Consider the following 20,894-nt stretch of genomic DNA (forward strand, 5'->3'; position numbering starts at 1 on the left):
TCCGCTTGTGAAAGGCCACTACCGTGACGGATCGCGCTGAACTGACGGCGAGCTTCCTGGACGGCGTCCGCGAACACGGCGCTGTCGCATCCGAACTGATCGGCAACCAGCCCGAGAACGAGATGCTGGTCGCCTTCTACCGGGGCAGGTTCCTCTCCCGCCCGCTCTTCCTCGGCTACGAGGAGCGGGTGCGGCTGCAGGCCGACCTGGAGAACCTGCACAGCGCCCTGACCAGCCTGCCGGAGCGCCTCTTCGGCGGGGACCTGGGGGCCTTCGCCCGGGCGGTCGGGATGACCGACGTGCAGGTCTCGGCGATCCTGCGCAGCAGGGGCGCCGCAGTGACCAAGCAGATCCGCGCCGACATGTACGTGGACGAGTCGGGCTTCAAGCTCCTCGAGTACAACATGGGCAGCGCGCTGGGCGGCATCGACGTCGGCGAGATGTCCCGGGCGCTCCTGGAGCACCCGCTGATGCGGGAGTTCGCCGAGAAGCACCGGCTCGGCTACACCGACTTCACCACCGAGAAGCTGCACGACATCGTGGCGGAGTCCGGCTTCGCGCCCGACGACGACCCGGTCGTGGTGATCGCCGACTGGCCGTCCAGCTACGTCGACCTGGCGCCGTACATCGCCCTCACGGTGGACCACTGGCGGGCCCGCGGCATGAACGTGCACGGCTGCCACGTCGGCGAGTTGGAGGTGCGCGATGGCGCGGTCCGGCTCGGCGACGTGAAGGTGGACATCATCCACCGGCTCTTCCTGATCGAGGACCTGCTGGAGTCGGAGGAAGCCGTCGCCCTGCTGGACCCGGTGCTGGACGCCGCCGCGGCCGGCCAGGTCAAGATCTTCACACCGATGGAGTCGGAGGCCTTCGCCAGCAAGGGTGCGCTGGCGATGCTCTCCGACGAGGGCAACCGCCACCTCCTCACCGAGGAGGAGCGGGAGAGTCTGGACCGGATCCTGCCGTGGACCAGGATGCTGCGTCCGGGGAAGGTCACCCTGGAGAACGGCGAGCTGGTCGAGATGCTCGACTACGTGCTGGCCCATCAGGAGGACCTGGTCCTCAAGCCCACCCTGCTGCACGGCGGCCAGGGCGTGCTGCTGGGCTGGGAGGAGCAGGTCACGCCGGAGGTCTGGCGCGAGCAGGTCACCGCCGGGCTGGACGGCCCGTACCTGGTCCAGCGCCGGGTCGACCCGCTGACCGAGTACTTTCCGGACGAGCAGGGCGAGTTGGTGCCCTGGCTGCTGGTCTGGGGGATCTTCGGGGCGCAGCGCGGCTTCGGCGGCATCTATGCGCGCGGGACCACGCTGGAATCCAAGGCGGGCGTGGTGAACACGGCCTCCGGCGCGTACGCCGGCACCGGCCTGCACGAGCTCGGGCCGGACGAGACGGCCTGACGAAACGGCTGACGGGCAGGGCCGGCCGTCCACCCTCCCGGGGGTGGACGGCCGGTCTCGGTCGCCGGGATCACTCGGCGAAGTCGACGGTCACCCGAGGCCGAGGCCGCCGATCCAGGCGCGGATCGCGGTCACCGTGCTGGTGGCCTGCTCCCGCAGCAGGGAGACGTGGTCACCGGGCACCTCGACGCGGTCGTGCGGCAGCGGCCAGGAGGCGCGCCAGGCGTCGCCGTCCGTGCGCGCCGCCATCAGGGGGGTCGGCTGCGCGGCCCCGAGGAACAGCGTCGGGGTGTCCACGGGCTCCGGCCGCCAGTCCATGAAGAGCCCGGTGTAGGCGCCCATGGCCGCGAGGGCGGCGTCCTCGTCACCGGTCGACCCGTCAGCGCCGGGGCGCGGCCCCGGCGAGGCGGCCAGGGCGGCCAGCCAGTCCGTGGAGCGATTGCCCTCGTGGACGAGATACGTGTCGATCAGCACCTGCCCGGCGGGGGCCGATCCCATGACCTCAAGGCGCCGGGTCACGGCGTGCGCGACGGCGCCTCCGGCGGAGGCACCGACCAGGATGACGGGCCGGTCGCCGACGTGCCGCCGCAGCGTCTCGGCGTGGACCCGGGCGAGCGCCTCCCGGTCGGCCGGGACGGCGCTGCCCGTGCCGATGCCGGGGTGCGGGAACTCCAGGACGTCCCACTGGTCCTCGAAGCAGGCGTGCAGGGCCGCGAACCCACCGCCCGGGAATGCGGAGACGGGACGGTAGTCGGCGAAGAAGGCCACGACCGGGGCATCGGCGCGGCCCTCGGCCCGTCGCAGCGGCGGCACGGCGTGCTCCGCTGCGGCGGAGGCGTCGAACGTCGGGGCGGCCGAGGACGCCGCGACCACCAGGTGCATCGCGGCCACCGCCCGGTCCAGCTCGCAGAGCCTGCGGTACAACGACGCGAGCGTCTGCGCGGGACGGCCGCCGGGCGGTTCGGGCCGCGGATCGGGCCGTTCCGGTGGCGCGCCACCGGGCAGGTCGTCGAGCAGGTCGTGCAGGTGGCGGGCGAGGTCCTCGATCGCGGGGTGCTCGAACACCACGGTCGCGGGCAGCCTCAGACGCAGGGCCGTGCTCAGCCGGTTGCGGAGCTGAACCGCCGTCAGGGAGTCGAAGCCGAGTTCGGCAAGGGTCTTGCCGACGGGCACGGCCTGCACGCCGGAGTACCCGAGCACCTCGGCCACGTCGCCGCGCAGCAGTTCGGTGAGCGCGGCTCCGCGCTCAGCGACGGACAGCCCGGCCAGCAGTGTGCGCCACGCCCCGGGCTCCGGGCCCTCCTGCGCGCCCGCAGGCGGTTCGCTGGTGCTGCTCCGCGCTTCGGCGGCGGGCCGGCCCGGGTGCGCCGGCTGGCGCAGCGGCGCCGGCAGCGGCCCTGCGGCGGTGCGGAGCGCGGCGCGGTCCAGCAGGATCGGTGCGAGCACGGGATCGCCGGTCCGCAGCGCCGCGTCGAACAGGGCGAGTCCTTGGGCGGGAGTGAACGCCTGGACCAGGTCGCCGGACCTCGCGTGCCCGCCGTCCTCGGTCGGCTGCGCGCCCATGCCCGTGGCGTGGCCCCACCGGCCCCACGCGAGCGAGACGGCGGGCAGGCCGGCCGCCGCCCGGTGCTGCGCGAGCGCGTCCAGGAACGAGTTGGCCGCGGCGTAGTTGCCCTGACCTGCCCGGCCCAGCACGCCCGAGGCGGAGGAGAACAGCACGAAGGCCGACAGGTTCCGGTCGCGGGTCAGCTCGTGCAGGTGCCAGGCCGCGTCCGCCTTCGGCCGCAGGACCGCCGCCAGCCGCTCTGGGGACAGCGCGGCCAGCGCTCCGTCGTCCAGGACCCCGGCGGCGTGCACCACGGCGGTCAGCGGGGGATCGCACTGCTCGATCACCTCGGCGACCCGGGCCCGGTCGGCCGTGTCGCACGCGACGATGCTGACCTGCGCGCCCCGCTCCGCCAGCGTCGCGCGCAGGGCGTCGGCGCCCGGTGCGTGCGGGCCGCGCCGCCCGACCAGCAGCAGGTGCCGGACGCCGTGCGCGTCGACCAGGTGCCCGGCCAGGTCCGCGCCCAGTGCGCCGGTGCCGCCGGTGATCAGCACCGTGCCGTCCGGGTCGAGGGCACCGGGGCGGCGCGGCGCCGCGGTCTCGGCCGTCCACGACTCGGGCGGGTGGACCGCTGCCGGGACGCCGACCAGCCGTGGCACCGTCGCCCGCCCGGCGCGCAGGGACAGTTGGGGCTCGCCGGAGGCGGCCGCCGCGGGCAGCAGTCGCAGGGAGGCGGGGTCCGCGTCGACGTCGATCAGGATGACGCGCCCCGGTAGCTCCGACTGTGCGGTGCGCACCAGCCCCCAGACCGCGGCTCCGGCCAGGTCGGGAGCGGCAGCGGTGGCGTCCCGCGTCACCACGACGAGCCGCGAGCCGGCGGTGTCCGGGTCGCCCTGCCAGTCCTGCAGTGCCTTGAGCACCTTCGCGGTCAGCCGGTGGACGTCGGCCAGCGGGCCGTGATCCGCGCCCGATCCGACGGCGGTGACCGCCAAGTGGCCAGGCTGGGCTGCGGCGTTCGCGTGGACGGACGGGCTTGCGAGGGGGACGAAGGCGGCGAGGTTCAACTCGTCCGGCCCGAGGACCGTCCAGCTCTCCAACTGCCGTGCACCGCTGGGCAGTGCGACGGGGAGCCAGTCGGGGCGCAGCAGGGCGCGCTCGGCGATGTCGTCCCCAAGGCGGCGCTGCCCAGCCGGAAGCTCCCTGGTGGCAAAGGAGTTGACGCGGGCCACCAGGCGGCCGGCCGGGTCGGCGAGCGTCAGCGAGAGCGTGCCGTGCCCGGAGTCGGGGCCGGCATCGACTCCGACCGGCGAGATCCGTACCCGCAGCTGCGACGCCGCGGCGGCATGCAGGCACACGCCGCTCCACTGGAACGGCACCCTGGCGCCGCCCGCGTCCGGTCCCTGGGTGGGCGCGGCGAGCAGCGCGGCGTGCGAGGCGGCGTCCAGCAGCGCGGGGTGGATGCCGTACCCCTCGGCTGTCCACGGCTCAGGCAGGCGGACTTCCGCGAACACCTCCGCGCCGCGTCGCCAGAGCGTGCGCACGCCGCGGAACGCGGGGCCGTAGGCGAGACCACGCTCCGCGGCGGATTCGTAGGCGCCGGTGAGCCCGATCTCCTCGGCGCCGGGCGGCGGCCACTGGGTGAGGCCGTGGTCCTGCGGTACCGCTCCGGGCTCGGGCGTCCGGGTGAGCAGGCCGGTGGCGTGCAGCGTCCACCCGGCCGTGGCGGGCTCCACCGGTCGCGCGTGGATCTCGATGGACCGCCGACCGGATCCGTCGGCCTCCCCCACCACGGCCTGGACCCGTACCCCGGCGGCGGGCAGCGCGAGCGGCCGCAGGATCACGAGGTCCTCCAGCGTGCCGCTGCCGGCCGCGTCGCCGGCGCGCGCGGCCATCTCGACGAACGCCGTCCCCGGCACGAGCGGCGCCCCGCTGACGACGTGGTCCGCGAGCCACGGCTGGGCAGCCGCCGACAGCAGGCCGGAGAGCACCGTGTGCCCGCTGCCGGGGACCTCGAACGGCGGTCCCAGCAGCGGGTGTTCCCCAGCGGCCGGCTCGGCCACGGCCGGGCGCGGCGGGTCCAGCCAGTACCTCCGGCGCTGGAAGGCGTAGGTGGGCAGCTCCACCCGCCGCAGCCCGCGGTCCGCGAACACCGCGGGCCAGTCGACGCCGACGCCCCGCAGGTGGAGCCGGGCCACGGCCGACAGCAGGGCCGAGGGCTCGTGCTCGCCGTCCCGGGCCGCGAAGGCGAACACCGGGCCGCCGCCGTCCTGCGAGGCCGAGCAGGACTGCGCGTACGCGGTGAGCACGGGCTGCGGGCCGAGTTCCAGAAAGCCACCGACCCCGTTGCCGCCCAGCCATCCGACGGCTTCGGCGAACCGCACGGGAAGACGCGCGTGCCGCACCCAGTAGTCCGCGCAGCCCAGTTCCTCGGGCGCGGCCCGACGGCCCGTCACGGTGGAGACCAGCGGGATCCGCGGCGGCCGGAACTCCAACGTCTCGGCGACGCGCCGGAATTCGTCGAGCACCGGGTCCACGAGCGGCGAGTGGAAGCCGTGGCTGACCTTGAGCCGGGTGCTGTGGCGGCGGCGGGCCTCGAAGCCCGCCGCGACGGCGAGTACCGCGTCCTGCGCGCCGGAGATCACCACGGCGCGTGGCCCGTTGACCGCGGCGATCGCCACGCGGTCGGCCACGCCCGCGAGTTCGGGCATCACCTCGTGCTCCGCCGCGTCGAGGGCCACCATCGCCCCGCCCTCGGGCAGCGCCCGCATCAGCCGCCCGCGCGCCGCGACCAGGCGCACGGCGTCGGGGAGGTCCAGTACGCCAGAGACGTGTGCGGCTGCCAACTCCCCCACGGAGTGGCCCGCCAGGAAGTCGGCCCGCACGCCCCAGGACTCCACCAGGCGGAACAGCGCCACCTCGAAGGCGAACAGGGCGGCCTGGGTGAAGTCCGTGCGGTCGAGCAGGGCATCCGGCGAGCCGGGCTCGGCGCGGATCACCGTGCGCAGCGGCCGGTCCAGTTCGGCGTCCAGGAGCCGGCAGACCTCGTCGAAGGCCGCGGCGAACGCGGGGAACGCCTCCCGGAGTTGCTCGCCCATCCGCGCGCGTTGGGCGCCCTGTCCGGTGAACAGGAAGGCGGTGCGGGTCCGTGGGTCGGCGAGGCACGCCACCGCCCCGGCGCCGGAGGTGCCGTCGGCGATCGCCCGGAGCCCGGCCAGCATGCGGTCGCGGTCCGCGGCCGGCACCATCGCCCGGTGCGTGAGCGCCGACCTCGACACCACCAGCGAGAAGCCCAGATCGGCCGGCGACAGTCCCGGCCGGGCCGCGACGTGGTCCGCCAGCCGCCGCGCCTGGGCCCGCAGGGCCGGCTCGTCGGCTCCGCAGACCAGCCAGGGCACTGCCACCGGCCGCTGCGGCGGCTCGGGTGCCTGCTGCGGCGCGCGGTCGGTGGCGGCCGGCTCCTCGATGATCACGTGGGCGTTGGTGCCGCCGATTCCGAAGGCCGACACGCCGGCGCGGCGCGGCCGGTCGGCGGGCGCGGGCCACGGCCGGGCGGAGGTCAGCAGCTCGACCCGGCCCGAGGACCAGTCGGCGTGCGGCGTGGGTGCCGCCACGTGCAGGGTCCTGGGCAACTCGCCGTGCCGCATGGCCTGAACCATCTTGATGATCCCGGCGACTCCGGCGGCGGCCTGGGTGTGTCCGAGGTTGGACTTGATGCTGCCCAGCCACAGCGGGGGATCCGCCGGCCCCCGGCCCTGGCCGTAGGTGGCGAGCAGTGCCCGTGCCTCGACGGGGTCGCCGAGCGCGGTTCCCGTCCCGTGCGCCTCCACGGCGTCCACCTCGTGCGCGCGCAGCCCGGCGTCGGCCAGCGCCCGCTCGATCAGGCGTTGCTGGGCGTGGCCGTTGGGCGCGGTCAGGCCGTTGGACGCGCCGTCGGAGTTGACGGCCGAGCCGCGCAGCACGGCCAGCACCGGGTGTCCGTTGCGGCGGGCGTCGGACAGCTTCTCCAGCAGCAGCGCCCCGGCGCCCTCGGCCCAGGCGGTGCCGTCCGCGGTGGCCGAGAACGACTTGCAGCGGCCGTCGGGCGCCAGGGCGCGCTGGCGGCTGAACGCGACCAGCGGCTTCGGGGTCGCCATCACGGTGACGCCGCCGGCCAGGGCCAGCGAGCACGCGCCGGAGCGCAGCGCCTCGGCCGCCTGGTGCACCGCGACCAGCGAAGAGGAGCACGCCGTGTCGATGGTGATCGCGGGTCCGCGCAGGCCGAACACGTAGCAGAGGCGGCCGGAGGCCACGCTGCCGGCCGACCCCAGGGCGAGATGGGCCTCCAGTTCGTGCTGGGTGAAGCGGTCCGCGTAGTCGCCGTACATCACCCCGAGGAAGACGCCGGTGTCGCTGTCGCGCACCGACGCCGGGTCGATCCCGGCCCGCTCCCACGCCTCCCAGGAGATCTCCAGCAGCAGCCGCTGCTGCGGGTCCATGGCGAGCGCCTCGCGCGGCGAGATGCCGAACAGGCCCGCGTCGAACTCCGCTGCCTGGTGCAGGAATCCGCCGCTGCGGGTGTAGGAGGAGCCGATGCGGTCCGGATCGGGGTCGTGGAGGGCGGCCAGGTCCCAGCCCCGGTCGCCCGGCAGCTCCGAGATCGCGTCCGCGCCCTGCGACACCAACTGCCAGAGCCCCTCGGGGGATTGCACGTCACCGGGGTAGCGGCAGGCCATGGCGACGATCACCACCGGGTCCTGGTCGTGCGCCGCGTCCCGCCCGACGGCTCGCGGGGCGGCGGCGGTCGCGGGTGCGGGGGCGAACAGTTCGGTGTGCAGGTACCGGGCGACGGCGGCCGGGGTGGGGTGGTCGAAGACCAGTGCCGTCGGGAGGCTCAGCCCGGTCGCCGCCGCTAGCCGGCCGATCAGCTCGATGGCACCGAGGGAGGTGAGCCCGAGGTCCGCGAAGGGGCTGTCCGCGTCGAGCCGGTCCGCCGGCTCGGATCCGCTGACCCGGGCCGTCTCGGCGCACACCGCCTCGCGCAGCGCGCGTTCCCGTTCCTCCTGGGGCAGCGGCAGCAGCCCGCGGTACAGGGCTCCGTCGGCTGCGGCCGGGGTCGGCGCCGAGGCCGGGCCGGTGTGGACCGCATGGCGGATGATCTTGCCGGACGGGGTGCGCGGGACGGCCGCGATCTCGCGGACCTCGACGGGGACCTTGTGCTCAGCCAGTTGCGAGCGGCAGGCGTCGAGCACCCGCCGCGGGTCGAGGCCGTCCGGGCCGGGCACCACGAAGGCGACCGGGACCTCGCCGAGGACGGCGTGCGGCATGCCGAGGACCACGGCGTCCCGCACGCCGGGACAGCGCCGCAGGACGTGCTCGATCTCGGTGGGATGGATGTTCTCGCCGCCCCGGATGATCAGTTCACTGACCCGGCCGGTGAGGACGAGGTGACCGTCCCGGGCCCGGCGGCCGAGGTCCCCGGTCCGGTACCAGCCGTCGCGCAGCGCGGCGGCCGTTGCCTCCGGCTGGTTGTGGTACCCCGTCATCAGGTTCGGACCGCGCACCCACAGCTCGCCCTCGCCACCCGCCTGGACGTCGATGCCGCTGTCCGGGTCGACCACGCGGACCTCGATGCCGGGCACCGGTGCTCCGCAGGACCCGTCGACCCGGGGGCCGGTCGGCCGGGTCACCGCGATCGCGCCGCAGGTCTCGGTGCTGCCGTAGGCGTCGACCAGCGGCACGCCGAGCGTCTCCTCGACCGCGCTGCGCAGCGCGGGCGGACACGGCGCGCCCGCGGTGAGGCAGAGCCGCAGGCCGGGCCGCACCCGGGTCGACGGGGCGTCCGGCGCCGAGGACACCAACTGGTGGTACGTGGTGGGAACGCCGGCCAGGACGGTGAACGGCCCGCCGAGGTCGTCGTCCGGGGTGCGCAGTTCGCGCCACAGGTCGCCGGGGGTCAGGAGCTCGCCGGTGATCGCGGTGCTCGCGCCGATGGCCGTGGTGCCGAGGATCGCGAGGGAGTGTCCGAAGCTGTGGAACAGCGGCAGCGGCCACAGCAGCCGGTCCTCGGCGGAGATTCCGAAGATCGGCGCGTAGCAGGCCGCCACCGACCACAGTGCGCTGCGCTGGGTGGAGATCACGCCCTTGGGGCGGTGGGTGGTCCCGGAGGTGTAGAGCAGCCAGGCCGGCTCGTCCAGCCCCAGGTCGTCCGGCGGCTCGGACCCGTCGGTCTCGGCCGCGGTGCGGAAGAGGACGGTGCCGTCGGGGGCGTCCGCCGGGATCGGGCCCGTGCCGGTGAGCAGGACGTGCAGGTCGTGGTGCTCGGGGCCGAGGCGCTGCAGCTGGGCGAGGTGTGCGGGGTCGGTGATGATGGCCGACGCACCGCTGTCCTGGAGGAAGTAGTCGAGTTCGGCGTCGGCGGAGCGGGGGTTGAGCAGAACGCCGATCGCCCCCGCCCGCAGCACGGCGAGGCAGCCCTCGACCAGCTCCACGCAGTTGCCCAGGCAGAGCGCGACCCGATCGCCGCGGCGAACCCCGGCCCGGGCCAGCGCCCCGCCCAACCGCCTGGTGCGCCGCTCCAGCTCGGCGTAGCCGACGGCGCGTGCGGAGTCGCGGAACGCCACCCGGTCCGGCGACCGCTCGGCATGCCCCTTCAGCAACTCCGGTAGCGGCCTGAGCAGATCGTCATACCGCAGTCCGTCGCTCACGCCCTGGCTCCGACCTCTCACGATCATTGATCCGCTCCCGTTGATCCCTGCCGGTGCACCGCCTACGACGGGTCGGGCCGCTCGGCGAACTCCAGGACGGTGACCGAGGGGCGACGGTTCGCCAGCGGCGGAACGGCCAGCACCAGTGGCAGCAAGGCGCCGACCAGCCCGCGCCCGCCCGCCGGACGGACGTCCCGCACACCCACCACCGCCGGACTGGCGGTGCGCAACTTCGCCCGCTCCCCCGCGTCCATCCCCCAGGGCATCGGCGGCACCTGGTAGCCGGAGGTGTGCAGCTTGCCGTCGCGGACCAGCCGGGCGAACCAGCGCGGCACGGCATCCAGCACCATCGAGCCCCCCGGGAGCCGCTCGGCGCACCCGGCGATCAGGGCCCGCACCTGGGCGGGCCGGAGGTACATGCACAGGCCCTGCGCCGTCACCAGGACCTCGCGGCTGAGGTCCACCTCGTCGGTCCAGCCCAACTCGGTGGCGTCGGCGGCCAGGTAGCGCTGGCGCGGTCCGGGCGGCAGCAGCTGCTCGCGCAGCGCCACCGACTCGGGCAGGTCGACGGTGAGCCACTGGGCGCGCCCGTTGTCGACCCGCCAGTACTGGGTCTCCAGGCCCTCCCCCAGGCAGACCACCGTGCCGCGCGGCTCCCGTGCCAGGAAGTCCGCCACCTCGCGGTCGAAGCAGGCCACCCGCAACGCCTGCAACTGCGCCTGGAGGGCGCTGGTGCCGAACCGCTCCTCGAACGGGTAGTCGATCCGGTCGACCAACTCCACGGCCTTGGGGTCGTCCAGCAGCGGCTCCGGCCGCCGGGCCTCGACGGCACGCTGGTACAGCGTCCAGAGCGCCGTCTCGGGCACGGCGCTCAGCTCGGTCGGCAGCGGTGCCGACGGGTCGTCAGAAGCCATCCGGGTCTCCTAGGGGGATCCATGTTCGATTGGTCCTCCCGCACAGTCTGACACCTGATCAGGCCATTTCCCTGCTCAGCCCCAACCGGATGCCTCCCCCCGTTCTGCGGCGTGTCCGCCCCCGAGGACCGAGCAACGCGGCGATCGCCGGACGGTGCCACCGGCTGGACCCGAGCCGACCGTCGATCCGGACGCCCGGAACGGTCAGCCGTCCCGCTCGCCCTCGTCCTCGTCCTCGGGCTCGTCCTGGGGCGGCTCCCAGACGGCCAGGTACGCCTCGACCTCCTCGGCCGTGCAGCCCGGGCAGACCGGCGGCCCCTGCATGGCGATGCCCAGCCCCGGGCCGGCCTGCAGCGGCAGCCAGTCGCGGACCAGGGCCCGCCCGCACCGCGGACAGCTTCCCCACGGCGCGCCGCGACCAGCCGACTCGCCCATACCCGGATGGTAGCCCCGGGCTGCCCGGACACCGCAGCTCAGTGGACCCGCAACGGCACCGGCATGCGACGGCCTCAGAACGGGTCGCAGCCTGAGCGACCACGGCCATGGACCTGCGGTCTGGTCAACAGCGTTGACCGCAAGGCCCCCTGGCTGCTCGAGGCCCGCGTGCGCACGCGCAGACCCGCCCGAGGTCGAGGTCCCTGACGGGTACTCGAACCCGCGGGAGCCCGCCGAGAGCTCGCTCGCCACCGCCTGCGAACTCAGCACGGCCGGGCCGACGTTCTCCAACACGGCGGCCTTGATCGCGGTGGTCGAGGACAGTTCCAGCAGCAGCGGTTCCTGGGCGAGGCCGCTGTGGGTGGCCAGCGCGCGCGCTCCAGGTGGCAGCGGGTGCGTTGCCAAGGGGCCCCGACGACCGAGCGGCCTGCCGAGCAGTCGATCACTTGTATTGGCCCGCAAGCGACTTGGACCCGTGGATGATGACTACTATGAACATGAACCCAGCCCCGCGCACTGCGGTACGCGGGGACACCCGAGACGCGGAAACGCGGGAGGCGCCATGAGCGATGCCGTCATACTCGCCCAGGAGATCACGCCGTATGTCGCAGCCGCAGTGAGCGCCTACGGGGCAGCGGTGCTCACCCAGGTCGAGCAACACGCCGCTGATGCCACCGTATCGTGCGGTCAGCGGCTGCTGCGTCGTCTGCTCCGCCGGACAGGGCCCGAGCAGGAAGCGGTGGCTGGCGCGGTCAATGATCTCGCTGGTGATCCCAAGGACGTTGACCTGCAAGCCGGACTGCGTCTGGCGATCCGCCGGGCTCTCCAGGCAGACGCGCAGCTCGCCTCTGACATTGCCGCCGTGCCCCGCCCCACGGTGGCCATGACCGCCTCCGGTGAGCGTTCCGTCGCCGCGCACACCGTCCACGGCAACATCACCACCGGAGACAACCACCCTCCCACCACGCCATGACCACGTTCTCCCAGCCCGACCCTGGTGGGGAGCCGGCCATCCACATCGAGACGCGTGGTGAACGCTCCGTCGCCGCGTACAGCCTCTCCGGAACGGTCTTCACCGGAGACATCCGCGCTCCTGTGGTGCTCCCGGAGCCTTCTCAAGTCCCTTCTCCGGCCGAGTTGCACAACCTACCCCGGCCTGTCCAGGCGTCGTTCATGGGGCGTAGCAGGGAGCTGCGCAAGCTGGAAGAAGCCGTACGCGCAGGGCACGGCCCGGCCACACAGGTGGTCACGCAAGCCGTGGCTGGGCTGGGTGGGATCGGCAAGTCCATGCTGGCCCTGCACTACGCGCACGCCCATCGCCGGGAGTATTCGGCCACTTGGTGGGTCGCCGCCCAGAGCCCGGACACCATCACCGCTTCGCTGGCGAACCTGGCGCGTCGCCTCCTGCCACGCTGGGACACCAGCAGCTTCCCCGACGACGACCTGGCGACCTGGGCCTTGGCCTGGCTGCAGCAACACCCTGGCTGGTTACTCGTCTTCGACAACGCCACCCACCCCGATCACCTCGCCCCCTACCTCGCCCAAGCCACCTCCGGCGCATGCTTGATCACCAGTCGGCTCGCCACCGGTTGGCGTCGTGTCACCCCCCGTCCGCTGCTCCGCCTCGATGTCCTGCCTATCCGGCCCGCCACCCGCCTCCTGCTCCACCTCGCCGAACGGGGCACCGCTCCCGAGGAGCGCAGTCAAGCCCGCGTCCTGGCCAAGGAGCTGGGCTGCTTTCCGCTCGCCCTCACCCACGCGGGCGTGTACATCGCACGCATACAGACCACCTTCGCCGGTTATTGCGACCTCTTCCGCGCTCAGCCGAAAAAGGTGTTCTCCAGCGCCGGCGATCCGGACACCATCACCATCGCCCGCACCTGGCGGATCACCCTCGACGTCCTCGCCGACCGGCACCCGTACGCCGTCGGGCTCCTGCGCGTCCTCGCCTGGCTCGGCCCCGATCGCCTCGCTCGCGACGTGGTCACCGGAAACCTTCTCGATGCCGCCGAGATCAACGATGGCATAGCGCACCTGGCCGACTTCAGCATGATCACCTTGGATGAGTACTCGATCACCACTCACCGCCTCGTCCAGGCTCTCGCCCGAACCCCGGACCCGGACGACCCTCACCGACAGGCGAGCGACATCGACCATGCCTGCGACCTGGCAGCGGCCGTTCTGGCACAGGCGATCCCGGACGGATCCGGGGGCGTCGCCGAGTGGCCGCGCTGGCGCGCGCTGCAGCCCCACATCGAGGCCCACATCACCCACAGACGGTCCCGCGACGACACCCCGGACACCGCGTTCGTCCTTCACGCCACCGCCGATTTCCTGCTCGGGCAGGGCCAGGTCGCTCAGGCGATCGCCTACGGCGAGCGCGCCTTGACTGCCCGCACAGATCTCTACGGGCCGGACGCTCGCGCCACGCTGGTCAGCCGCGGCAACCTCGCGAACGCCTATCAGGCGGCGGGGGACATAGGCCGGGCCATGGCCCTGCTCGAGCAGACCCTCGAGGACAGCGAACGGCTGCTGGGCTCCGATCACCAAACCACCCTGGCCTCCCGCAACAACCTCGCCCGCGCCTATGAGGCGGCTGGGGACTTGGGCCGTGCCATACCTCTGTTCGAACAGGTTCTTGAGGATCACGAGCGGGTGCTGGGCCCCGATCACCAGGACACCCCGGCCTGCCGCAACAACCTCGCACACGCATACCGGTCGGCGGGGAACCTGAGCCGGGCCATACCCCTGTTCCGGCAGACCATCGCAAACGCCGAGCGGGTGCTGGGCCCCGACCACCCCCAAACCCTGGCCTCCCGCAACAACCTGGCGAACACCTACGCAGAGGCGGGGGACCTCAAGCAGGCCATATCCCTGTTCGAACACGTCCTCAAGGATCGCGAGCGGGTCCTCGGTCCCGACCACGTCGCTACCCTGAGCTCCCGCAACAACCTAGCGGGCGCCTTGCTGCAGGCAGGAGACCTGAGCAGAGCCACTCGGCTGTACACGCAGACCCTCAAGGACCGCGAGCGGCTGCTGGGCCCGAATCACCCCCACACCCTGAACTCACGCAACAACCTCGCGAACGCCTACCAGGAGGCGGGGGACCTGGAACGAGCCACCCGCCTGTTCGAGCAGACTCTCGAGGACCGTGAGCGAGTGTTGGGCCCCGACCACCCCGACACCCTCGGCTCCCGCAGCAACCTGGCGAGCGCCTACCGATCGGCAGGGGACCTCGATCGGGCCGCGCCTCTGTTCGAGCAGCTCCTCGCGCACGTGGAACGGGTACTGGGGCCCGACAACCCCGGCACCCTGAACTCCCGCAACAACCTTGCAGGCGTCTGGCTGCGGGCGGGGGACGTGGGTCGGGCCATCCGCTTGTACGAGCAGATCCTCAGGGACCGTGAGCGGGTGCTGGGCCCCGACCACCCCGACACCCTGACCTCCCGCAACAACCTCGCGAACGCCTACTTCTTATTGGGGGACTTGAACCGGGCCATCCGCCTGTCGGAGCAGACTGTTGCGGACTCTGAGCGGGTGCTCGGCCCCGACCACCCTCGCACCCTGGCTGCCCGCAACAACCTCGCGGGCGCCTGGGTACTGGCAGGGGACCCGGCGAAGGGCGTGCGTCTGTTCGCGCAGAGCGTTGCGGTCGCCGAGCGGGTGCTCGGCCCCGACCATCCCGACACCCTGACCTACCGCACCTACTTGGCCAACGCCTACAAGGCGATGGGGGACCCGGGCTAGGTCATGCCGCCGTTCGAGCAGGCGCTCGCGGATACGGAATCGCCGCAGAGTCCGATCACCTCCGGGCACGATCCTCCGGGCGATTCCTTGGACGCCCTCGCCCTCTTGGACACGATCAACATGCTACCGCCGGGTCAGTCCAGCGGGGTTGGCGCCGGCAGGGCTGCGGTTCCGTTCCGCCGGGACACCTCAGGCCACGGCGGACACTGGCTCAGACCTGTGCCGTGATCTCCGCCGCCACCCGCTCCCCCGACGCCACGGCCGCGTTGAGGGTCGCATTGTCGACGTCGGTGTGCTCGCCGGCGAAGTGGATCCGACCCTCCTGGAGGGCCTCGTAGCCGGCGAACGTGGTGTACTGCCCGACGCCGTAGTAGTGGTAGGAGCCCAGGTGCCAGGGGTCGAGCGACCAGTGGTCCTCGTAGGCGAGGCCGTTGAAGGCGGCCGTGGTCCCGGGGTAGACCTGCTCGATCTGGCCGAGGAACCAGTCCACGTCGGCGGCCGGGGCCGGGCCGTGGGCGGTGCCGGTGAGGACCGAGCGTGCGGTGTTCCCTCCCGGGAAGTTGACCAGCAGAGCCGGGCCGCCATTGCGTCCGAGCTGGACCGAGCCGTCCCAGGCGGTCTGGTAGCCGCTCGGGGCGGTGTTGCTGACGCCGTTGTAGCCGAGGGCGGGCCAGGTCTTCGCCTGCACCTGGGTGACCAGCTTCGCGTGCTGGCCCATTCCCTGCTGCTGGATCGCCTGCAGCTTCAAGGGCGTCAGGCCGGCCCTGGTCAGGTCCACCGCGCGCAGGGTACTGAACGGCAGGGCGAGGACCAGGTGGTCGGCCGGGACGCAGACCGGTGGGCCGCCGCCGGTGCAGTCGAAGGTGCAGGTGTAGCTGCCGTCTGCGTTGCGCACCACCGCGACCAGCTGGTAGCCCTGCTGCACGGCGCCCACGGGCAGTTGGGCGACCATCCGGCTGGCCAATTGGTCGTTGCCGCCGACGAGGTGGTACTTCTCGTCGAAGCCGGCGCCGCCGTCGAAGGTCGAGGAGTTGCCCAGGAAGCCGATCATGCCGATCGCCGAGGACTGCGCGGCCTCGCCGCCGCCCTGCAGTTGGATGGACTGGATCAGCTGGCTCAGTGCGGAGCCGGTGGGCAGGCCGATCTCGGCCAGGTAGTCGAGGCAGGAGAGCCGGTCGAGCCGCTGCGCCTCGGCGGTCGCGCTGTTCCAGCGCGGGGTGCCCATGGCGGCGTAGGAGGCGGCGAAGGCGGTGTAGGCCTCGGCGACCCAGTCGTTCTGCTGCTGCGGGCCGTCGTACCGCGCGCCGTTGAACCAGCCGGCGTAGCTGCCCGAGTCGAGTGAACCGCCGTTGGCGTACTCGGTCTTGAGCCCGAAGGAGGCGGCGAGCCGGAGCACGGCGGTGTCGGTGGAGCTGATGAAGGAGCCGCCGTGCTCGCTGACCATGTCGTTCGCGAAGAAGCCGCGCAGCGACCAGCACCTACCTCCGAGGTGGGTGGTGTCGGCCTCGTAGACGGTGGCGGCGAGCGGTCGGTGGCCGGTCCAGAGCTGGTGCGCGCAGCGCAGCCCGGCGAGGCCTGCGCCGACGATGACGATGCGCGGCGCGGCGGCGGAGTTCGGCGCGGCGGCCGCGCGGGTGGCGGCGGGCAGCGCGGCGACTGCCGCCGCGCCGGCGCCTGCGGCGAGCAGCTGACGGCGGTTCAGTTGATGTTCAGCCCGCTCGGCCCGCTCGCCGGCGACCTCGGCGACGGGCATCCCGCGCCGTCGGGCCTCGCCCTCCAGCCAGAAGGCGAGGCCGAGGCCGTCCGGCAGTCCGGTGCGGGTGGTGGCGGGGAGTTGGGTGGTCGGTCTGGCAGGTTCCTGGTCCATGGCAGATCCCCTCTCTCGGGGTGAGAACGGTTGCCCTGGAGTGAACGGCTCCGCAACGGCGTTGTCAACAGCGTTGCGCAAACCGGCCGTTGCCGGGCTACGCGGCCAGCTCCGCCGCCCTCCGCTCGATCGCCGTGATCAGCGCCTCGACCCGAGCGCGGTAGACCCCGTCCTGGGTGACCTGTGCCAACTCCTCGGCCACCGCCGTGATCTGCGGAAACGCGACCGGATCGACCAGCCGGTACTCCCGGGTCCAGGAGGCTTCGTCGGCCGCCCGTGCCTCGGCGGAGAAGAGCAGGTAGGCGGCACGCTGGCCGACCAGGGCGAGCAGCGAGTCGCCGACCATCCGGTAGTGGACTGCCGCCTCGGCGCCGGTCAGGCCGGCCTCGGTGACCGCGCCCAGGATCAGCTCGACGACGCGGAACTCGTTGGCCCGTCGGGTGGTTCGGCTGGCCATCGCGGAGGCGACGGCCGGGTACTTGAGGGCGACCGCGAGCGAGCCGTCGGCCAGGGCGCGGATCCGGTCCTGCCAGCCCAGGCCCTCGGGGATGCTGTCCAGGACCTCGCCGAGGGTGCGGTCGGCCACTTCCAGCAGCAGGTCGTCCTTGTCGCGGAAGTGCCGGTAGACGGCGGTCGGATCGGCGCCGAGCTCCTCACCGAGGCGCCGCACGGTGAAGGCGTCCGCGCTGCCGCGGGCGGCTATGCGCAGGCTGGCTTCGATGATCGTTTCGGGGCTGAGCTGGCTTCCGGAACGCCGGTTGCGCGCGCGGGCGGGTGGCGCCGCAGCCCGCGGGGTCGACGGGTTCGAGGCTGTATTCGACATGGTGCCGCCAGTGTAACGATGGGACCCCCGCTCTGCGCAACACCGTTGACAACACCGTTGCGCAGCGCTTCACTCCTCCTCACCACCACTCGGGGAGGGACCCGCCCATGGCTCCTGACGCAGCGTCAATCCAACGATCATCACGCCGCCCTGCCGACTTGCTCTTCCGCGGCGGCCGGGTGTTCACCGCGACCGGCACCGAGCCGGTACCGGCCGCCGTCGCCGTCCGCGCCGGACGCATCCTCGCGGTCGGCGACGAGCGCGAGTTGCACGAGCAGCTGACCGCGCCGACGACCGAGGTGATCGACCTCGACGGCGGGCTGCTGGCGCCCGGGTTCCAGGACGCCCATGTGCATCCCGTCATCGCCGGAGTGCAGCTGCTCCGCTGCGACCTGTCCGAACAGCGCGGCGTCGAGGGCTACTTGGCGACCGTCGCCGCCTACGCGGCCGAGCATCCGGAGGCCGAATGGATCTGCGGTGGCGGCTGGTCGATGGACGCCTTCCCCGACGGCATCCCCACCCGGGCCATGCTCGACGCCGTCGTCCCGCACCGCCCGGTGCTGCTCACCAACCGCGACGGGCACGGCGCCTGGGTCAACACCCGCGCCCTGGAGGTGGCCCGGGTGGACCGCCACACCGTGGACCCCGCCGACGGCCGGATCGAGCGCGAGCCGGACGGCACCCCGGTCGGCACCCTCCAGGAGGGGGCCATGGACCTGGTGGCCAGGCACGTCCCGGTCGCCACACCGGCCCAGGCGCGGGCCGGTCTGCTGGCCGCCCAGCGGTACCTGTTCTCACTCGGCGTCACCGCCTGGCAGGACGCCATGATCGGCAGCTTTCCCGGCAACCCGGACAACTACCCCGTCTACCTGGACGCGGCCCGCGACGGTTCACTGGAAGCCCGGGTCGTGGGCGCACTCTGGTGGGACCGTCGGCGCGGCCCGGAGCAGATCCCCGAGCTGGTGGAACGCCGACTGCACGGCCGGATCGGCCGGTTCAACGCCACCACCGTCAAGATCATGCAGGACGGCATCGCGGAGAACTTCACCGCGAGCATGCTGGAGCCCTACCTCGACGCCTGCGGCTGCGCCACCGCCAACGCGGGCCTCAGCTTCGTCGAGCCGGCCGTGCTCCGCGCAGCCGTGCCCCAACTCGACGCGCTCGGCTTCCAGTTGCACTTCCATGCGCTCGGCGACCGGGCCGTCCGCGAGGTGCTCGACGCGCTGGAGCTGGCCCGGGCCATGAACGGCGCCAACGACAACCGCCACCACCTGGCCCACCTCCAGGTCGTCCACCCGGACGACGTCAAGAGGTTCGCCGAACTCGGCGCCGCCGCCAACATCCAGGCCCTCTGGGCGGCCCACGAACCGCAGATGGACGAGCTCACCATCCCGTTCCTCGGCCCCGAACGGGCCGCCCTGCAGTACCCGTTCGGCGATCTGGCCCGGGCCGGCGCGCGGCTGGTCGCGGGCAGCGACTGGTCGGTGAGCAGCCCCAACCCGCTCTGGGGCATCCATGTCGCCGTCAACCGCCGGGCGGTTGACGCCAACGCCGACCGTCAACCCTTCTACCCGGAGCAGGCGCTGACGCTAGCCCAGGCCTTCACCGCCTACACGGCCGGCAGCGCTTGGGCGAACCACCTCGACGCCGAGACCGGCACCGTCGAACCCGGCAAGTGCGCCGACCTGGTGGTGCTCGACCGGGACCCGTTCGCGGGCCCGGCCGAGGAGATCGGCTCCGCCAAGGTCCGGATGACCTTCGTCGACGGGCAGCCCGTCCACATCGCCACCAGCTGACTCATCGTCAATTCCACTTCTGGAGGCTCATCGTGCCCAGACCAAGACCCCGTAGCGCCGCGCTGGCCGCGCTCCCGCTCACCGCCCTCGCACTGACCTCCTGCAGCGGCACCGCCCACCCCGCAAGTTCGGCGGACGGCGCCCCCGCCTACCGGTTGACCACCCGCACCGCGTCGAGCACCGGCGACGTCGACTCCTTCACCTGGTCGCTGTTCGCCGAACCGGTCTCGATCGACTACGCCTTCTCCTTCGACTACCCACCGAACACGGTGCTGTCCAACGTCTGCGAGAGCCTGCTGCGTTGGAACCCGGACCTGACCACTTCGCCCGGCCTGGCCACCGGCTACGCCAACCCGACACCCACCACCTGGGTCTACACGATCCGCAGCGGCGTGCGCTTCCACGACGGCACGCCGCTGACCGCCGATGACGTGGTCGCCTCGCTGCGCCGCAACCTCGATCCGAACACGGGCAGCGACTGGGCCTACGCCTTCCGCAACGTCAAGTCGGTGGACAAGACCGGCCCGATGCAGGTGACGGTCACGCTCAACACCCCCGACTCCACCTTCAACGCGTACATGGCCGCCAGCCCCGGCACCGTCGAGTCCGCCGCCACCCTGCAGGCGGACGGCAAGGACTACGGCAACCCCGCGAGGGGCGTCAACTGCACCGGCCCGTTCGCCTTCTCCTCCTGGACCCCCGGGCAGTCCCTCGTGCTCAAGCGGTTCGACGACTACTGGGACCAGTCGCTGCGCGCCAAGGCGAAGCAGGTGAAGTTCGTCTTCCTCTCCGACGAGACCGCCCGCGTCAACGCCTTCCAGAGCGGCGAGGTCGACGGCGGCTGGATGGTCCCGGCCGACTCCTACGCACAACTGGCCACATCCAGCAAGGGAAAGCTCTACTACGGCCAGAACACCACGGTCGCCGACGAAGTGGTGGGCAACCTCCAGGGCCCGCTGGGCGACGCCCGGGTGCGGCAGGCGCTGCTGATGGCGATCGACCGCAAGGGCATCGTGAAGGCCGGCGTGGGCGGGATCGGCGAGGTGGCCGACTCGCTGGTCACCCGCAACACCTGGAACAACAGCCCGCAGAGCACCGTCGATCCGCTGCTCAAGGCCCTGCCGCAGTACCCGTACGACCCGGCCAAGGCCAAGCAACTCGCCGCGAGCGCAGGGGTGCACGGCCAGTCGGTGGTCATCGCCAGCAGCCCGCTCGACTCGCAGAGCACGATCATCACCCAGGCCGTGGAACAGGCCGCCACCGCCATCGGGTTGAAGCCGCAGATCGACACCGTCTCGCCGGACAAGTACACCGCGCTGTTCACCGACCCGGCCGCGCGCAAGGGCATCGACCTCTTCGAGACCTTCTGGTACACCTCGATCACCGACCCGCTGGACATGTACGGCTCGCTGCGGACCGGCGCGTTCAGCAACTACGGCAACTGGTCGGACCCGCAGTTCGACGCCGCGGTCGACCAGGCCGCCGGCACCTCCGATCCGGCCGCGCACGCCGCTGCGGCGGCCAAGGCGCAGCAGATCGCAATGGAGCAACTGCCCTGGCTGCCGCTCTACAGCGAGCCCGTCTCGGTCTTCCTCGGCAACCGGATCACCGGCCTGCAGCCGTCGATCGACTACCTCTACTACCCCTGGGCCGCCGAGATCGGAGCCAAGGGATGAGGAGGCGACG

10 protein-coding genes are annotated in these 20,894 nt (G+C 72.8%); 5 read left to right on the forward strand and 5 right to left on the reverse strand.

What is annotated here, in order from left to right:
• Positions 1–23 precede the first annotated feature (23 nt).
• Positions 24–1,397 carry a hypothetical protein gene (locus E6W39_RS03185; protein WP_228717937.1) on the forward strand — a complete coding sequence of 458 codons (1,374 nt, stop codon included), beginning with the start codon at positions 24–26 and terminating at the stop codon, positions 1,395–1,397.
• 90 nt (positions 1,398–1,487) lie between these two features.
• Here E6W39_RS03185 and E6W39_RS03190 read toward each other — a convergent pair whose 3' ends face one another.
• The 3 genes from E6W39_RS03190 to E6W39_RS39035 form a co-directional block, all read right to left on the reverse strand.
• On the reverse strand, positions 1,488–9,626 hold the full coding sequence (locus tag E6W39_RS03190; protein ID WP_228717938.1) for a type I polyketide synthase: 8,139 nt from the start codon (positions 9,624–9,626) through the stop codon (positions 1,488–1,490).
• A 62-nt stretch (positions 9,627–9,688) separates the two neighbouring features.
• Positions 9,689–10,540 (reverse strand): class I SAM-dependent methyltransferase, encoded by an 852-nt coding sequence (locus E6W39_RS03195; RefSeq protein ID WP_141632161.1) that lies wholly within the window; start codon positions 10,538–10,540, stop codon positions 9,689–9,691.
• 204 nt (positions 10,541–10,744) lie between these two features.
• Positions 10,745–10,975, reverse strand: a complete 231-nt coding sequence (locus E6W39_RS39035) for a hypothetical protein (RefSeq protein ID WP_181799066.1) — start codon at positions 10,973–10,975, stop codon at positions 10,745–10,747.
• A gap of 562 nt (positions 10,976–11,537) precedes the next feature.
• Here E6W39_RS39035 and E6W39_RS03205 point away from each other — a divergent pair.
• The gene (locus E6W39_RS03205) at positions 11,538–11,948 is read left to right on the forward strand and encodes a hypothetical protein (protein WP_141632162.1); all 411 of its coding nucleotides are present in this window, start codon (positions 11,538–11,540) and stop codon (positions 11,946–11,948) included.
• Positions 11,945–14,722, forward strand: a complete 2,778-nt coding sequence (locus E6W39_RS03210; protein WP_141632163.1) for a tetratricopeptide repeat protein — start codon at positions 11,945–11,947, stop codon at positions 14,720–14,722. The genes E6W39_RS03205 and E6W39_RS03210 overlap by 4 nt, the downstream gene beginning before the upstream one ends.
• 211 nt (positions 14,723–14,933) lie before the next feature.
• Here the strand turns inward: E6W39_RS03210 and E6W39_RS03215 are convergent, their stop codons facing one another.
• Both E6W39_RS03215 and E6W39_RS03220 read right to left on the reverse strand, forming a co-directional pair.
• A complete protein-coding gene (locus tag E6W39_RS03215; protein WP_141632164.1) occupies positions 14,934–16,589 on the reverse strand; it encodes a flavin monoamine oxidase family protein in 1,656 nt (551 codons plus the stop codon).
• Positions 16,590–16,686: 97 nt separating this feature from the next.
• Complete coding sequence (locus E6W39_RS03220; protein ID WP_141632165.1) at positions 16,687–17,412, reverse strand: TetR/AcrR family transcriptional regulator; 726 nt, start codon at positions 17,410–17,412, stop codon at positions 16,687–16,689.
• A 107-nt stretch (positions 17,413–17,519) separates the two neighbouring features.
• On the opposite strand from E6W39_RS03220, the gene E6W39_RS03225 reads away from it, so the two are divergent.
• Together E6W39_RS03225 and E6W39_RS03230 are read left to right on the forward strand one after the other, a co-directional pair.
• Positions 17,520–19,208 carry an amidohydrolase gene (locus E6W39_RS03225; protein ID WP_141632166.1) on the forward strand — a complete coding sequence of 563 codons (1,689 nt, stop codon included), beginning with the start codon at positions 17,520–17,522 and terminating at the stop codon, positions 19,206–19,208.
• A gap of 32 nt (positions 19,209–19,240) precedes the next feature.
• Positions 19,241–20,884, forward strand: coding sequence for an ABC transporter substrate-binding protein (locus E6W39_RS03230; protein ID WP_181799067.1), 1,644 nt, complete (start codon positions 19,241–19,243; stop codon positions 20,882–20,884).
• Positions 20,885–20,894 lie beyond the last annotated feature (10 nt).

Origin of the sequence: Kitasatospora acidiphila, assembly GCF_006636205.1 — a bacterium.
Classification (GTDB): domain Bacteria; phylum Actinomycetota; class Actinomycetes; order Streptomycetales; family Streptomycetaceae; genus Kitasatospora; species Kitasatospora acidiphila.

Excerpts from the sequence above, each read along its gene's own strand:
- E6W39_RS03195 (WP_141632161.1), bottom strand. The coding sequence starts at position 10,540 with ATGGCTTCTGACGACCCGTCGGCACCGCTGCCGACCGAGCTGAGCGCC.
- E6W39_RS39035 (WP_181799066.1), bottom strand. The coding sequence starts at position 10,975 with ATGGGCGAGTCGGCTGGTCGCGGCGCGCCGTGGGGAAGCTGTCCGCGG.
- E6W39_RS03205 (WP_141632162.1), top strand. The coding sequence starts at position 11,538 with ATGAGCGATGCCGTCATACTCGCCCAGGAGATCACGCCGTATGTCGCA.
- E6W39_RS03210 (WP_141632163.1), top strand. The coding sequence starts at position 11,945 with ATGACCACGTTCTCCCAGCCCGACCCTGGTGGGGAGCCGGCCATCCAC.
- E6W39_RS03215 (WP_141632164.1), bottom strand. The coding sequence starts at position 16,589 with ATGGACCAGGAACCTGCCAGACCGACCACCCAACTCCCCGCCACCACC.
- E6W39_RS03220 (WP_141632165.1), bottom strand. The coding sequence starts at position 17,412 with ATGTCGAATACAGCCTCGAACCCGTCGACCCCGCGGGCTGCGGCGCCA.
- E6W39_RS03225 (WP_141632166.1), top strand. The coding sequence starts at position 17,520 with ATGGCTCCTGACGCAGCGTCAATCCAACGATCATCACGCCGCCCTGCC.